Below are 14,149 nucleotides of genomic sequence, written 5' to 3' on the forward strand. Positions count from 1 at the left end.
GCGGGGAAGGAAGAACTCCGCTTCAGCGTGCGCTGTATCCGGGGACGCGGCTACCCAAGGAGGGTCGATCGTGACCACAGGGCACCACATCACCATCGAGCGGAGCAGCCGGCACGTGCGCGTGGTGCACGGCGGGCAGGTCCTGGCCGAGAGCGACCGGCCGCTGCTCCTGCGCGAGACGGGCTGTCCCGACCGGTACTACCTCCCCGCCGAGGACGTGCGGCTGGACCTGCTGACGCCCTCCGGGACGCGGACGCACTGCCCCTTCAAGGGGACGGCGTCCTACTGGTCCCTGCCGGACGCGGCGGACCTCGTCTGGGCGTACCCGGACCCGGAGCCGGACGTGGCGCAGATCAAGGACCACCTCTGCTTCTACGACGTGGAAGTGTCGTGAGCGACTAATCCCGTGCCGTAGGGCAGTCTGCTCAGCCATGGACAAGCAGACCCTTTCGCGCGACGGGACCCCCCTCGCGTACCAGAGCACCGGGCGGGGCCCGGCGGTCGTCCTCGTCAGCGGCGCGATGTCGACGGGCGGCACGGTGGCGCCGCTGGCCGCGCCGCTGGCGGAGCGTTTCCGGGTCGTGGTCTACGACCGCCGGGGCCGCGGCCGGAGCGGCGACACGGCGCCCTACGCGGTGGAGCGCGAGGTGGAGGACCTGGCGGCGCTGATCGAGGCGGTGGGCGGCGAGGCGTCGCTGTACGGCGTCTCGTCGGGCGGCGCGCTGGTGCTGCGGGCGGCGGCGAGCGGGCTGCCGGTGCGCCGGGCCGCCGTGTACGAGGTGCCCTACGCCCTGGACGAGAGCGCCGCGCGGGCCTGGGCCGAGTACGCCGAGCGGCTGGCCGAGGCGCTCGCCGGGGGCCGGCGCGGGGACGCGGTGGAGCTGTTCCTGCGCCTCACCGGCCTGGGCGAGGAGATGATCCAGGGGGCCCGCCGGTCCCCCCTGTGGGCCGGCCTGGAGGCGCTCGCGCCGAGCCTGGCCCACGACGCCGCCGTCCTGGGCGACGCCCGGGTCCCCCGCGCGCTGCTGTCCTCGGTCCGCGTCCCCGTCCTGTCCCTGGCGGGCGGCGCGAGCCCCGGCTGGTTCCGCGAGGCGGCCCGGACGGTCGCGCGGACCGTCCCGCAGGGCGCCTACCGGGTCCTGGAGGGCCAGTCCCACGCGGTGGAGCCGGGGGTGCTGGCGCCGGTGCTGGCGGAGTTCCTCGCGGGCTGACCGGGGCGCCGGGCACGCGCGCGTGCGGCGGACGGCGGGCACGCGCGCGTGCGGCGGGTCAGGCCACGTCCGCCGTCGTGCGCGTCGTGGCCGCGATCGTCGCCGAGCCCACCACACGCGTGCCGTCGTACAGCACGATCGCCTGGCCGGGCGCGACCCCGCGGACCGGCTCGGCGAAGGTGACCCGCAGTTCGCCGTCGACGAGTTCGGCCCGCACCTCGGTCTCGCCGCCGTGGGCGCGCAGCTGGGCCGTGTAGGTGCCGGGGCCGGTGGGGGCGGTGCCGCACCAGCGGGGCCTGATCGCCGTCAGGGCGCCGACGTCCAGGGAGGACGCCGGGCCGACCGTCACCGTGTTGGTCACCGGGGAGATGTCGAGGACGTAGCGCGGCTTGCCGTCGGGGGCCGGGGTGCCGATCCGCAGGCCCTTGCGCTGGCCGATGGTGAAGCCGTAGGCGCCCTCGTGCGTGCCCAGCTTGGTGCCGGACTCGTCGACGATGTCGCCCTCGGCCCGGCCGAGCCGCCGGGCCAGGAACCCCTGGGTGTCGCCGTCGGCGATGAAGCAGATGTCGTGGGAGTCGGGCTTCTTGGCCACCGCCAGGCCCCGGCGCTCGGCCTCCGCGCGGATCTCCTCCTTGGTGGTGACCGTGTCGCCGAGCGGGAACATCGCGTGGGCGAGCTGCTTCGCGTCCAGCACGCCGAGCACGTACGACTGGTCCTTGGCCAGGTCGGAGGCGCGGTGCAGTTCGCGGGAGCCGTCGGGGAGGGTCACGATCTTCGCGTAGTGGCCCGTGCAGACGGCGTCGAAGCCGAGGGCGAGCGCCTTGTCCAGCAGGGCGGCGAACTTGATCTTCTCGTTGCAGCGCAGGCAGGGGTTCGGGGTGCGGCCGGCCTCGTACTCGGCGACGAAGTCCTCCACCACGTCCTCGCGGAAGCGGTCGGCAAGGTCCCACACGTAGAACGGGATGCCGATGACGTCCGCGGCGCGGCGGGCGTCGCGGGAGTCCTCGATGGTGCAACAGCCCCGCGCGCCCGTGCGGAAGGACTGCGGGTTCGCGGAGAGCGCCAGGTGGACGCCGGTGACGTCGTGGCCCGCCTCGGCCGCCCGGGCGGCGGCGACGGCGGAGTCGACGCCGCCCGACATGGCGGCGAGGACGCGGAGGGGGCGGGTGCGCTGCGGGGTGTCAGTCATAACTCCTCCAGGGTACGGGGAGGCGGGAACCGGAGCCCGTGCGTATCCGTTGACGATCACGTGGGGGCGAGACGAGCATCCGAGAAGACCGAGAACACCCGAGCCGCCGGGGGTGCCCGGGGCACGGACCGGCGCATCGGGCGGCGGGCCCTGATCGTCGGCGGGGCGGCGGCCGCCGCGGGCACCGCCGTGCTGGCCCGCGACGAGCTGAGCCGCCTGTGGTGGCGGGCGCCCGGCGTCGACAAGCCGCGCAAGGCGGGCGAGGTCGACTACCGGGGCGCCCGGTGGGTCGCGGCCTCGGAGGCGAACTGGCGGCGCGCGGACCGGCCCGACGACTACGGCATAGACATGGTGGTCGTGCATGTCACCCAGGGCAGCTTCGACAGCGCGGTGCGGGTGTTCCAGGACCCGGGGCACGGGGCGGCCTCGCACTACGTCGTCCGCAAGGACGGGCACGTCACGCAGATGATCCGCGAGCTGGACGTGGCGTACCACGCGGGCAACCGCGCCTACAACGAGCGCAGCGTCGGCATCGAGCACGAGGGCTTCGTGGACCGGCCCGAGGACTTCACGGACGCGATGTACGCCGCCTCCGCCCGCCTGACGGCGGGGATCTGCGCGCGGTACGGCATCCCCGTCGACCGCGAGCACATCATCGGCCACGTGGAGGTGCCGGGGACGGACCACACCGATCCGGGGCCGCACTGGGACTGGGACCGGTACATGGAGCTGGTCCGGCGGGCCGGCGCGGCGCGGACGCAGAGGGCCGGAGGGGACGCGCCCCGCCCCTCCTCCGGGTGAGCCGCGCCGCCTACGTCAGGCCCGCCGCCCGGGCCCGCTCCACCGCCGGGCCGATGGCCTTCGCGACCGCTTCGACGTCGGCCCGCGTGGAGGTGTGGCCGAGGGAGAAGCGCAGGGTGCCGCGGGCCAGGTCGGGGTCGGTGCCGGTGGCCAGCAGGACGTGGCTGGGCTGGGCGACGCCCGCGGTGCAGGCGGAGCCGGTGGAGCACTCGATGCCCTGCGCGTCGAGCAGGAGCAGCAGCGAGTCGCCCTCGCAGCCGGGGAAGGCGAAGTGGGCGTTGGCCGGGAGGCGGTCCACCGGATCGCCGCCCAGGACCGCGTCGGGCACCGCCGCGCGGACCGCCTCGACGAGGGCGTCGCGCAGGGCGCCGATCTCCCGGGCGAACCACTCGCGCCGCTCGGCGGCGAGCCGGCCGGCGACCGCGAAGGAGGCGATCGCGGGGACGTCGAGGGTGCCGGAGCGGACGTGCCGCTCCTGACCGCCGCCGTGCAGGACGGGCACGGGGGCGTGCTCGCGGCCGAGGACCAGCGCGCCGATGCCGTACGGGCCGCCGACCTTGTGGCCGGACACCGTCATCGCGGCCAGGCCCGAGGCGGCGAAGTCGACGGGGACCTGGCCGAAGGCCTGGACCGCGTCGGAGTGCAGCGGGATGCCGAACTCGGCGGCGGTCTCGGCGAGTTCGCGGACCGGCAGGACCGTGCCGATCTCGTTGTTCGCCCACATCACCGTGACCAGGGCCACGTCGTCGGGGTTGCGGGCGATGGCCTCGCGCAGCGCCTCGGGGCGGACGCGGCCGTGGGAGTCGACCGGGAGGTACTCGACGGTGGCGCCCTCGTGCTCGCCGAGCCAGTGGACGGCGTCGAGGACGGCGTGGTGCTCGACGGGGCTGGCCAGGACGCGGGTGCGGGCCGGGTCGGCGTCGCGGCGGGCCCAGTACAGGCCCTTGACGGCGAGGTTGTCGGCCTCGGTGCCGCCGGAGGTGAAGACGATCTCGCTGGGGCGGGCGCCGAGGGCTTCGGCGAGGGTCTCGCGGGCCTCCTCGACGGCACGGCGGGCGCGGCGGCCGGACGCGTGGAGGGAGGAGGCGTTGCCGGTGACGCTCAGGTGCGCGGCGAGTGCCTCGACTGCCTCGGGAAGCATCGGGGTGGTCGCGGCGTGGTCGAGGTAAGCCATGGTGACGCCGATTCTACGGGGCCGGGGCGGACGCGGGCCGGGACGCCCCGTCGGCGCCGCCGGCCGGCACCCCCAGCCGGTGCCGGGGCCGTCGGCCGGTGCCGGGCGCGCGCCGGGCGGCCCGGGGGCCGCACGGGCGCCGTGCCGGGTGCGCGTCCGCGGGTTCGCACGCCGGCTCAGAAGCTCCACGACACCGTGTGGTCCGCCTGGACGAGCGCCAGCAGGACCAGCAGGTCGGCCACGCCGAGGGCGAGACCCAGGCGGGCGCGGCCGCGGCGGGCGGTGCCGCGCCGCAGGGCCACGGCCGCCAGCACGATGGCGACGGGGCCGAGGAAGACGTTGAACACGAGCAGGCCGACGAGGCCGAGGACGAAGGACGCGACGGCCATGCCGTCGGTGTCGCGGATGCCGGTGCGGTGGGCGGCCGGCGCGGTGAGGCGCATGCTGATCAGCTCCCGGCGATCGGGGTCGGTCCGGCGTACGGGGGGTCAGTGCGCGGACGTGCCGCGGCGGCGGCCGTGGCGCTCGCGGAGCGCGAAGACGCCGAGCCAGACGGCGATGACGAGGCCGAGGGCGGCGGAGAGGCCGAGCGGGGCGTGGGCCACGGTGCCGAGCAGGACGCCCAGCAGCAGAAGCGCGGCGACGAGGAACAGCATGGCGGGATCCCCCAACCTTTCGGTGAACGCTTGTAGTTACAGTTGTTCACTGAATTTCCAGTCTAACGCGCCGCACGGCTTTCCCATTCCGGCGGACGGCTGTTGACTGCACGGTATGAGTCACACCCTCGGTATCCGGCAGGCCCAGAAGCAGAAGACCCGGCAGGCGCTCCTGGACGCCGCGTTGGGGCTGCTGGAGGAGCAGAGCCTGAGCAGCCTGGGCCTGCGTGAGGTCACGCGCGCCGTCGGCGTCGCGCCGACCGCCTTCTACCGGCACTTCCGCTCCACGGCCGACCTCGGCGTGGCGCTGGTCGAGGAGGCCCTGGGCAGCCTGCACCCGATGATCCGGACGACGGTGTCCGCGGAGGGCGACAGCGACGAACGCGTCGCGCGCGCCGTCGAGCTGATCGCCCGTCACGTGGACGCCCACCCCGCGCACGTCCGGTTCATCGCCCGCGAGCAGCACGGCGGGGTCCAGCCGGTCCGGGAGGCCATACGGGCCCAACTGGACCGGTTCGTCGAGGAGGTGCGGACCGAGCTGGCCAAGGACCCGCAGGCCGAGGGCTGGAACGACGACGACCTGCTGATGCTCGCGGGCCTCTACGTCGACCAGATGCTGGTCACGGCCTCCCAGTTCCTGGAGACGCTGGACGCCCCGGAGGAGGAACGGCGGCGGATCACCCGGCTGGCGACCCGCCGGATGCGGCTGATCACCCTCGGCCGCCGCCACTGGCTCGACTGACCGCCCGGCCGCGCGCGGGGGCGGCACGCCGGGCACCGGACGCGCCGCCCCGGCCGTGTCCGCGCCTGCGGTCCGACGGCCGCGGGCGCCCGCGGCCGCTCAGCCGAGCCGGGCCCGCGCGAGCTGACGGGACTGGGCCACCAGCCGGCCGGCGCCGTCCCAGACCTCGGCGTCCTCCTCCAGGAAGCCGCCGGCCAGGTTGCGCGTGGTGACCGACACCCGCAGCGGGCCCGGCGCCGGACGGCACCGTACGTGCACGGTGAGCTCGACCGTCGGCACCCAGCCGGTCAGCCCCAGCTCGAAGGCGGTCGGGGGCAGCGCGTCCACCGCGAGGAGCAGGGCGAGCGGGTCGGCGTCCCGGCCGTCGGCGAAGCCGAACCAGGCCCGCATCTCGCCCTTGCCCGACGGCTCGCCCAGCGCCCAGCCGAGGGTCGCCGGGTCGAGCTTGAGCATCAGCCGGTCGGTGATGGGCGAGCTGACGGAGCCCGGGGCGGGCGCGTCGTCCGCCCCGAAGCACTGGTCCGGCGGCGGGATGGCGGGGGGTTCGGCGGTCGTGCGGACGTCGTCCGGCAGGGCGTCCAGGTCGCCGTAGGAGGCGAGGACGCGGAGGCGTTCGACCTCGCGGCCCTCCTCGTCGTACTGGAGGAGGGAGGCCTGGCCGGTGGAGAGGGTGCGTCCGGTGCGCACGAGCTCGGTGCGGACGATCGCCGGGCCCGGGCGGGAGGCGGTCAGGTAGTGCGCCGAGAGGGTGAACGGGTCGGGGTGCGGCAGGGCGTCCGTGAGGGCGCGGCCCAGGACGGCCAGCAGGTAGCCGCCGTTGACCGCGCCGAAGACGGTCCAGCCGGCGGAGAGATCGATGTCGTAGACGCCGGGTTCGCGCCGGGTGAGCGCGGTGTCCCGGTCGAACTCGCTGTCGCCGACCGTGGCCCGGGCGGTAGCTGCTTGTGCCATGGGCCGCACAGTACAACAGAAAATTACTAAGCGGTAGCTTGGAGTTGCGGGCAGAAGGGAGAGGCGGGCGCCGCCCGGTGGGCCCGCCGTTCGCCGGCGGCTTCCCTGCCCGGGCGGCGCCCGCGGCGGGCCGGGCCGCGCCTCACACCGGGAGGTGCTCCTCCTCGCGTACCGTCGACCGCCGGTTCCACGCCCGCGGAGCCCGCCAGTGGAACCGCATCGCGAGCAGGCGCAGCACGAAGGCCGTGACGACCGCCAGGCCGCTGGTGAGCGGGGTGAGGGCGTCCCAGCGGATGCACAGGGCGACCATGGCGGCGCCGACCGTCGCCGGGACCGCGTACAGGTCGCGGTCCCAGCGCAGCAGCGACGGCACCTCGTTGGCGAGCACGTCCCGCAGCACACCGCCGCCCACCGCGGTCGCCAGGCCGAGGCAGGCGGAGGCGGTCAGGCCGAGCCCGTACTCGTACGCCTTCGTCGTCCCGGTGACGCAGAACAGGCCGAGGCCGGCCGCGTCGAAGACGTTGACGCCGGTCTGGATGCGCTCCACCTGGGGGTGGAGGAAGAAGACCAGGAGGGCGGCGAGCAGCGGGGTGACGAAGTAGCCCAGGTCCGTGAAGGCCGCGGGCGGCACGGCCCCGATGATCAGGTCCCGGATCAGTCCTCCGCCCAGCGCGGTGACCTCGGCGAGGACGGCGATGCCGAAGACGTCGAAGTTCTTGCGGACGGCCAGCAGGGCGCCGGAGATCGCGAAGACGAAGATCCCGACCAGGTCGAGCGTGTGCTGGACGGAGGGGCTGAAGAGTTGCTGGAGCACCCTTACATTCTTACGCAGCGGCGGGCCCCCGCCTTCCGTTGGAAGGCAGGGGCCCGATCCGGTCTTCAGGTGCTACTTGTCGGTGGAGCCTGCGGGGTCCTCGGAGGCCCCGGAGCCCTTCGAGTCCCCGGAGTCCTCGGAGACCTTGGAGACCTCGGAGACTCCCGAGGTCTTGGAGACTGCCGAGGTCTTGGAGACCCCGGACGTCTTGGAGACCTCCGGGCTCTCGGGAGCCCCGGCGGCCTCCGCGGAATCCTTGGCGATCTCCGCCGCCACCGCCGCCGACGTCTCCGCCGACTCCGCGAGGACCTCCTCGGCCACCAGCTCCGCCGCCTCCTTGGCGGCGGACAGCAGCACCGTGTCCTGCGGCTGCTGGTCCTCGAAGTTCTCCGGGTGGTGGCAGGCGACCCGCTGGCCGGGCCGCAGCTCCGCCAGCGGCGGCTCCGTGGTCCGGCAGATCTCGGTCGCCTTCCAGCACCGGGTGTGGAACCGGCACCCGCTCGGCGGGGAGATCGGCGAGGGCACGTCGCCCTTGAGCAGGATCCGCTCGCTCTTGGCCGTACGGCGCCGGGGGTCCGGGATCGGCACCGCCGACATCAGCGCCTTGGTGTACGGGTGCATCGGCGTCCGGTAGAGCTGGTCGCGGTCGGCCAGCTCCACGATCTTGCCGAGGTACATCACCGCGATCCGGTCCGAGACGTGCCGGACGACCGAGAGGTCGTGCGCGATGATCACGTACGTCAGGCCCAGCTCCGCCTGGAGGTCGTCCAGCAGGTTGACCACCTGCGCCTGGATCGACACGTCCAGCGCGGAGACCGGCTCGTCGGCCACCACCAGCTTGGGGTTCAGCGCGAGCGCGCGGGCGATGCCGATGCGCTGGCGCTGGCCGCCGGAGAACTCGTGCGGGTAGCGGTTGTAGTGCTCGGGGTTGAGCCCGACCACCGACAGCAGCCGCTGGACCTCCTTCTTGACGCCGCCCTCGGGCTCGACGCCCTGGAGCCGGAAGGGGGCCCCGATGATCGTGCCGATGGTGTGGCGCGGGTTCAGCGACGAGTACGGGTCCTGGAAGATCATCTGCACGTCGCGGCGCAGCGGGCGCATCCCGCTCACGCCGAGGTGCGTGATGTCCTTGCCCTCGAACTCGATCTTGCCCGCGGTCGGTTCGAGCAGCCGGGTGATCAGCCGGCCCATCGTCGACTTGCCGCAGCCGGACTCGCCCACCACGCCCAGGGTCTCGCCGGAGCGGACCTCGAAGTCGAGGCCGTCGACCGCGCGCACCGCGCCGACCTGCCGCTGGAGCAGGCCCTTCTTGATCGGGAAGTGCTTCTGCAGCCCGGTCACCTTCAGCAGGACCTCGCCGGGGGCGGCGTCCTCGGTGAGGGTGGCGCCGGCGCTCTGCGCAGGGACGTTCACCGCTTTTTCCTCGCTCACAGCTTCGGCGCAATCTCTTCGGCCCAGATCCGCTCCCGCTGTTCCTGCGTCATGTGGCAGGCGGCCCAGTGCCGGCTGCCGACCTCGGTCAGCTCGGGGCGGACCGTGCGGGTGACGTTGTCCTTGGGCACATCGGCGTACGGGCAGCGCGGGTTGAAGGCGCAGCCGGACGGGAGGTTGATCAGGGAGGGCGGGGAGCCCTTGACCGGGATGAGGCGGTCCTGCTGCTCACGGTCCAGGCGGGGCATCGAGCCGAGCAGACCCCAGGTGTAGGGGTGGCGGGGCTCGTAGAACACCTCCTGCGCCGGGCCGCGCTCCACGCAGCGGCCGCCGTACATCACCAGGAGGTCGTCGGCGAGCTCGGCGACCACGCCCAGGTCGTGGGTGATGATGACGACCGCCGAGCCGAACTCCTTCTGCAGGTCCCGGATCAGGTCGAGGATCTGCGCCTGGACGGTCACGTCCAGGGCGGTCGTCGGCTCGTCCGCGATGAGCAGTTCGGGGTTGTTGACCAGCGCCATCGCGATCATCGCGCGCTGGCGCATACCGCCGGAGAACTCGTGCGGGTAGTTGTCGACCCGCTTGTCCGGCTGCGGGATGCCCACCCGGTCGAGCATCTCGACCGCCCGTCGGCGGGCGGTCTTCTTGTCGACGTCGTGGTGGGTGCGGTACGCCTCCACGATCTGCTGGCCGATCGTGTAGTACGGGTGCAGCGCGGACAGCGGGTCCTGGAAGATCATCGCCATTTTCCGGCCGCGCAGCCTGCGCACGTGGTCGGGGTCGGCGGACAGCAGCTCGGTGCCGTCCAGCCAGATCTCGCCGGAGATCTGCGCCTTGCGCTTGCCGTACTGTCCGGCGGTGTGCAGGCCCATGATGCCGAGCGAGGTCACCGACTTGCCGGAGCCGGACTCGCCCACGATGCCGAGGGTCTTGCCCTTCTCCAGCTGGAAGCTGAGCCCGTCGACGGACTTGACCAGGCCGTCGTCGGTCGGGAAGTGCACCTTCAGGTCGCGCACTTCCAGGAAGGCGGTCGGGGCGGGCGACGCGGGCGAGGCGGAGATGGGCTCTCCCAGGGCCGCGTCGCTCTTGCTGACTTCGGTCATGCGAGCCTCACTCGGGGGTCGATCACGGCGTACAGGACGTCCACCACGAGGTTGGCGATGAGCACGGCGATGGAGGTGATCAGGGTGACGCCGAGGATGACGGGCAGGTCCTGGGTCTTGATGGCGTTGAGCACCTCACGGCCGAGGCCGGGCAGGTTGAACGTCGACTCGGTGAGGATCGCGCCGCCGATCAGGGCGCCGAGGTCCATGCCGAGCATGGTGAGGATGGGCGTCATCGTGGAGCGCATGGCGTGCTTGCCGATGACGGTCTGCTCGCGCAGGCCCTTGGCGCGGGCGGTGCGGATGTAGTCCTCGCCGAGGATCTCCAGCATGGTGGCGCGGGTGATCCGGGCGTACATCGCCGCGTAGAGGAAGGCGAGGGTGATCCACGGCAGGATCATGCCGCCGAGCCAGCCGGCGAAGCTGTCGCCCACGGGCACGTACTGCGCGTCGAGCCAGCCCAGTCCGTAGGAGAAGATCGCGAGGCTGAGCAGGCCGGTGAAGTAGATGGGCAGGGAGACACCGGCGAGGGCGACGAGCATCGCGCCGCGGTCCCACAGGGTGCCCCGCTTGAGCGCGGAGAGCACGCCGGCGGCGACACCGAACAGCAGCCACAGCACCGCGGCGCCCAGCGCGAGGCTCAGGGTGACCGGGAACCGGTCGGTGAGCACCGGCCAGATGGCCTGTTCGCTGCGGAAGGAGTACCCGAAGCACGGGGCGGAGCAGTGGGTGACGTCGCCCCCGCCCACGTACGTACGGCCCGCGAAGAGTCCCTTGAAGAACTCCCAGACCTGGACGTAGATCGGGTCGCCCAGCCCCAGCTTCTGCCGCACGCCCTCAACGGCGGCGGGGTCCGCCTGCTTGCCGACGAAACTCGCGGCGATGTCGACGCCCGCCCACTTCGGGACGAGGAAGAAGATGCTGAAGACCACCATGACGATGACCACGAGCATCACTGCGGCGGCGAGCAGCCGCCTGATGAGGTAAGCGAGCACAGCTACGGCCCGCCGCGGTACCGCGGGCCACCGGAGGTCTCCCCCACTGCCCCAAGGGCGTGGGAGGCGCCTCCACGGTGGCCCGCGGTCACGCCGCGCCGGCCTTCACCTGCCTTTCGTGCCGTACGGCGGGTGTGCCGGGTTTACTTCGAGGACTTCAGGCCGAGGTTGACGAAGTCGTACGTGCCGTTGTACGCGTCCGTGGAGTAGACGTTCGCCAGCCGGCTGGAACGCCAGTTGACGAACTTCTCGAAGACGAAGGGCAGGTAGTACGCGCCTTCCATGACCTTGTGGTTGATCTGCTTGGAGATCTCGGTCTTCTTGGAGTCGTCGAGGGTGGTGACGTACTCGTCGAAGAGGCCGTCGATCTCCTTGTCCTTGATCAGGGCGTAGTTGTTGTTGCCGCTCTCGAGGATGTAGTTGCTGTCCCACAGCGGCATGCCGTAGCCCTGGACGGACGCGAAGTCCGGGCCCCAGCCCATGATGATGATGCCGTAGCCCTTCTTCTTCACGTTCGAGGGGCTGCCGATGATGCCGGGGGACTGCGAGCCGTCGTACTGGTCGATCTCGGCGGTGATGCCGACCTTCTTCAGCGAGGCCTGCAGGGACTGGGCGGTGGCCACCTCGGCCGGCTTGTTGTTGCGGACGGCGATGGTGGTCTTGAAGCCGTTCGGCTGGCCGCAGGCCTTCAGCTCTTCCTTGGCCTTGGCGACGTTGCCCTTCTTGTTGGCGCCGGCGAGCTCGTACGGGTCGTACTTCTGGCCCTCGGCGCCCGGGACGGACGGCGGCAGCATGTTGGTGCCGATGTCACCGCCGGCGATGGGGCCGCCGCGCGCGGTCTGCAGCGAGACGTGGTCGGCGCCGTAGATCACGGCCTTGCGGCAGTGGATGTTGTCGAACGGCTTCACGCTCTGCGGGAAGACCGCGTAGCGGATGTAGCCGGAGACCGGGTTGTCCAGGTTGTCCTTGTGCTGCTTCAGGGCGGTGGCGCGGCCCTGCGGCGACATGCCGGTCTGGTTGATGTCCAGGTCGTAGTCGCCCGCGATCAGACGGGCGTCCAGGTCGTTGGCGTTGGAGAAGAAGTTGATCGTGATCTTGTCCGGGTACGCCTTGCGGACCGGGTCGGAGGACTGCTTCCACTCCGTGTTGCGCACCAGCGTCAGGGACTTGCCCGGCTCGTACGACTGGAACTTGTACGGGCCGGAGGAGAACGGCCGCAGACCGTACTTGGCCTTGGTGTCCTTGTCCTGGCGGACCGGGGAGGCCGAGGTGAGCGCCAGCATCGACTCGAAGTCCGAGTTGGGCTTCGGCAGCTTGAAGACGATGGTCTTGTCGTCCGGCGTCTCGATCGCCTTCAGGCCCAGCTTGTCCTTGGACTTGTCCTTGTACGGGCCCGGGTACTCGCCCTTGGGGTCGAGCACGTCCTTGAGGTAGACCGGGCCGCCGGACAGCACGTCCTGCGCCCAGACGCGCTCGATGCCGTACTTGATGTCCTTGGAGGTGATCGGCTTGCCGTCCTCCCAGGTGATGCCGTCCCGCAGGGTGTACGTGTAGGTCTTGCCGTCGTCGGAGACCTTGGCGAGCCCGGTGGCGAGGTCCGGCGTCACCTCGGCGCCGGCCTTGCCCGGCTCCGTCTTGTTCGTGACGAGCTGGCGGCTGTAGTAGCGCGAGAAGTTCCACATGAAGCCGTAGTAGCCGCGCGTGGTGTCCCACGAGTCGGCGTCCTGGGTACCGGCGAACTTCAGCGTGCCGCCCTTCTTGGCCAGCGAGGCCTGGGCGACCTTGTTGTTCGCCGCGTCGAAACCGGCCGCGCCGTTCTTCGAGCCCTCGTCGCCGCCGCCGTCGCCGCCACCGCACGCCGCCGTGGTCAGCAGCGCGGCGACCACGGCGGCAGCGGCCAAAGCCTGCTTGCGCCGCCCTGAGGTGCGTTGGGTAGTCACGATTCTCGGATCCTCCGGATTAGATGAGAGACCCCGTGCAGGTGCCACGGGACGCTTGTGCGGTACGGCAGGTCAGCGGGAGCCCTTCGGGTCCAGCGCGTCACGCACGCCGTCGCCGAAGAGGTTGAAGGCAAGAACGGTGATGAAGATCGCCAGACCCGGGACGACCATGTACATGGGGTCCGACTCGTAGTAGTCGATCGCGTTCGAGAGCATCTGCCCCCAGGAGGCCGTGGGCGGCTTGACGCCCACGCCCAGGAAGCTGAGTGCCGCCTCGGTGAGGATGTTGGTGGGGATCATCATCGTCGTGTAGACGATGACCGGCGCGACCAGGTTGGGCAGCAGTTCCTTGAAGAGGATGTAGAACCGCCCGGCACCGAGCGAGCGCGCCGCCTCGACGTACTCCCGCTCGCGCAGCGAGAGCGTCTGGCCGCGTACCACGCGTCCGATGTAGGGCCAGCCGAAGAAGCCGATGACCAGGATCATCACGAACACGCGCACGCCCGTGCCGGTCAGCCCCAGCATCTGGTTCGGCATCACGGAGACCAGCGCGATGGTGAAGAGCAGCTGCGGGAAGGCCAGCAGGCCGTCCATGACGCGGCTGATGACGGAGTCGACCCAGCCGCCGAAGAAGCCGGCCAGGATGCCCAGGACGGTGCCGAGGACGACGGCGACCACCGCGGAGAGGAAACCGACCAGCAGGGAGATCTGGGCGCCGTAGACGATGCGGGCGAAGATGTCGCGGCCGTTGACCGGCTCCACGCCCAGCCAGTGCTCGCCGCTCATGCCGCCCAGGGAGCCCGTGGGCGTGCCGAACAGCGGGTCGATCAGGTCCTCGTGGTAGGCGTTGGGGTCCTGCCCGTACAGCTTCGTGATCACCGGCGCGAGCACCGCGACCAGGATGAGGAAGAGCACCACGACACCGCCCGCCAGGGCGAGCTTGTCCCGTTTCAGGCGCTCCCAGGCGATGCGCCCCAGGGAACGGCCCTGGACGGCCTTCGCCTCGGCTCCGATGACCGCCGCTTCCTCGGCCGCACTGGGGGCCGTCTCCGCGGTCGGCTCGTGCAATGGTGCCGTCATCTGGCAGAGACCCCTCTCAACCGGCGGTCGCCGGCCCGCACTTGCCGCTGTGGCGGCGTGAT

The 14,149-nt window shown here is 71.9% G+C and carries 15 protein-coding genes; 4 read left to right on the forward strand and 11 right to left on the reverse strand.

Annotated elements, in window-relative coordinates:
- Positions 1-70: 70 nt before the first annotated feature.
- Together ABD363_RS21475 and ABD363_RS21480 are read left to right on the forward strand one after the other, a co-directional pair.
- On the forward strand, positions 71-394 hold the full coding sequence (locus ABD363_RS21475; RefSeq protein ID WP_344606029.1) for a DUF427 domain-containing protein: 324 nt from the start codon (positions 71-73) through the stop codon (positions 392-394).
- A gap of 37 nt (positions 395-431) precedes the next feature.
- Complete coding sequence (locus ABD363_RS21480) at positions 432-1,211, forward strand: alpha/beta fold hydrolase (protein ID WP_344606031.1); 780 nt, start codon at positions 432-434, stop codon at positions 1,209-1,211.
- Positions 1,212-1,269: 58 nt separating this feature from the next.
- On the opposite strand, the gene mnmA is transcribed toward ABD363_RS21480, so the two are convergent.
- Entirely contained in the window at positions 1,270-2,400 is a 1,131-nt protein-coding gene (gene mnmA / locus ABD363_RS21485; RefSeq protein WP_344606033.1) for a tRNA 2-thiouridine(34) synthase MnmA, read from the reverse strand.
- Positions 2,401-2,460: 60 nt separating this feature from the next.
- Here mnmA and ABD363_RS21490 point away from each other — a divergent pair, with 60 nt between their 5' ends.
- Entirely contained in the window at positions 2,461-3,201 is a 741-nt protein-coding gene (locus tag ABD363_RS21490) for an N-acetylmuramoyl-L-alanine amidase (RefSeq protein ID WP_425578010.1), read from the forward strand.
- 10 nt (positions 3,202-3,211) lie between these two features.
- Here ABD363_RS21490 and ABD363_RS21495 read toward each other — a convergent pair whose 3' ends face one another.
- From ABD363_RS21495 to ABD363_RS21505, 3 genes are all read right to left on the reverse strand, one after another.
- Positions 3,212-4,375 carry a cysteine desulfurase family protein gene (locus ABD363_RS21495; RefSeq protein WP_344606035.1) on the reverse strand — a complete coding sequence of 388 codons (1,164 nt, stop codon included), beginning with the start codon at positions 4,373-4,375 and terminating at the stop codon, positions 3,212-3,214.
- Positions 4,376-4,551: 176 nt separating this feature from the next.
- A complete protein-coding gene (locus tag ABD363_RS21500) occupies positions 4,552-4,818 on the reverse strand; it encodes a DUF4190 domain-containing protein (RefSeq protein WP_344606037.1) in 267 nt (88 codons plus the stop codon).
- A gap of 45 nt (positions 4,819-4,863) precedes the next feature.
- The gene (locus tag ABD363_RS21505; RefSeq protein WP_344606039.1) at positions 4,864-5,031 is read right to left on the reverse strand and encodes a hypothetical protein; all 168 of its coding nucleotides are present in this window, start codon (positions 5,029-5,031) and stop codon (positions 4,864-4,866) included.
- A 115-nt stretch (positions 5,032-5,146) separates the two neighbouring features.
- On the opposite strand from ABD363_RS21505, the gene ABD363_RS21510 reads away from it, so the two are divergent.
- A complete protein-coding gene (locus ABD363_RS21510; RefSeq protein ID WP_344606040.1) occupies positions 5,147-5,773 on the forward strand; it encodes a TetR family transcriptional regulator in 627 nt (208 codons plus the stop codon).
- 99 nt (positions 5,774-5,872) lie between these two features.
- Here ABD363_RS21510 and ABD363_RS21515 read toward each other — a convergent pair whose 3' ends face one another.
- From ABD363_RS21515 to ABD363_RS21545, 7 genes are all read right to left on the reverse strand, one after another.
- On the reverse strand, positions 5,873-6,724 hold the full coding sequence (locus ABD363_RS21515) for a thioesterase family protein (RefSeq protein ID WP_344606041.1): 852 nt from the start codon (positions 6,722-6,724) through the stop codon (positions 5,873-5,875).
- 142 nt (positions 6,725-6,866) lie between these two features.
- On the reverse strand, positions 6,867-7,538 hold the full coding sequence (locus ABD363_RS21520) for a trimeric intracellular cation channel family protein (protein WP_344606043.1): 672 nt from the start codon (positions 7,536-7,538) through the stop codon (positions 6,867-6,869).
- A gap of 72 nt (positions 7,539-7,610) precedes the next feature.
- A complete protein-coding gene (locus ABD363_RS21525; protein ID WP_344606045.1) occupies positions 7,611-8,951 on the reverse strand; it encodes an ABC transporter ATP-binding protein in 1,341 nt (446 codons plus the stop codon).
- Between the two features lie 14 nt (positions 8,952-8,965).
- Positions 8,966-10,072 (reverse strand): ABC transporter ATP-binding protein, encoded by a 1,107-nt coding sequence (locus ABD363_RS21530; RefSeq protein WP_344606047.1) that lies wholly within the window; start codon positions 10,070-10,072, stop codon positions 8,966-8,968.
- The gene (locus ABD363_RS21535; protein ID WP_344606049.1) at positions 10,069-11,067 is read right to left on the reverse strand and encodes an ABC transporter permease; all 999 of its coding nucleotides are present in this window, start codon (positions 11,065-11,067) and stop codon (positions 10,069-10,071) included. Before ABD363_RS21535 ends, ABD363_RS21530 begins: the two co-directional genes overlap by 4 nt.
- Positions 11,068-11,210: 143 nt before the next feature.
- On the reverse strand, positions 11,211-13,007 hold the full coding sequence (locus ABD363_RS21540; protein ID WP_344606051.1) for an ABC transporter substrate-binding protein: 1,797 nt from the start codon (positions 13,005-13,007) through the stop codon (positions 11,211-11,213).
- A 72-nt stretch (positions 13,008-13,079) separates the two neighbouring features.
- Positions 13,080-14,087 (reverse strand): ABC transporter permease, encoded by a 1,008-nt coding sequence (locus tag ABD363_RS21545; protein WP_344606053.1) that lies wholly within the window; start codon positions 14,085-14,087, stop codon positions 13,080-13,082.
- Positions 14,088-14,149 lie beyond the last annotated feature (62 nt).

The organism is Streptomyces glaucus, assembly GCF_039533365.1.
GTDB lineage: Bacteria > Actinomycetota > Actinomycetes > Streptomycetales > Streptomycetaceae > Streptomyces > Streptomyces glaucus.

Bases quoted from the DNA above. Each gene is read 5' to 3' on its own strand.
- ABD363_RS21480 (WP_344606031.1), top strand. From the start codon at position 432: ATGGACAAGCAGACCCTTTCGCGCGACGGGACCCCCCTCGCGTACCAG.
- mnmA (WP_344606033.1), bottom strand. From the start codon at position 2,400: ATGACTGACACCCCGCAGCGCACCCGCCCCCTCCGCGTCCTCGCCGCC.
- ABD363_RS21495 (WP_344606035.1), bottom strand. From the start codon at position 4,375: ATGGCTTACCTCGACCACGCCGCGACCACCCCGATGCTTCCCGAGGCA.
- ABD363_RS21500 (WP_344606037.1), bottom strand. From the start codon at position 4,818: ATGCGCCTCACCGCGCCGGCCGCCCACCGCACCGGCATCCGCGACACC.
- ABD363_RS21505 (WP_344606039.1), bottom strand. From the start codon at position 5,031: ATGCTGTTCCTCGTCGCCGCGCTTCTGCTGCTGGGCGTCCTGCTCGGC.
- ABD363_RS21510 (WP_344606040.1), top strand. From the start codon at position 5,147: ATGAGTCACACCCTCGGTATCCGGCAGGCCCAGAAGCAGAAGACCCGG.
- ABD363_RS21515 (WP_344606041.1), bottom strand. From the start codon at position 6,724: ATGGCACAAGCAGCTACCGCCCGGGCCACGGTCGGCGACAGCGAGTTC.
- ABD363_RS21530 (WP_344606047.1), bottom strand. From the start codon at position 10,072: ATGACCGAAGTCAGCAAGAGCGACGCGGCCCTGGGAGAGCCCATCTCC.
- ABD363_RS21545 (WP_344606053.1), bottom strand. From the start codon at position 14,087: ATGACGGCACCATTGCACGAGCCGACCGCGGAGACGGCCCCCAGTGCG.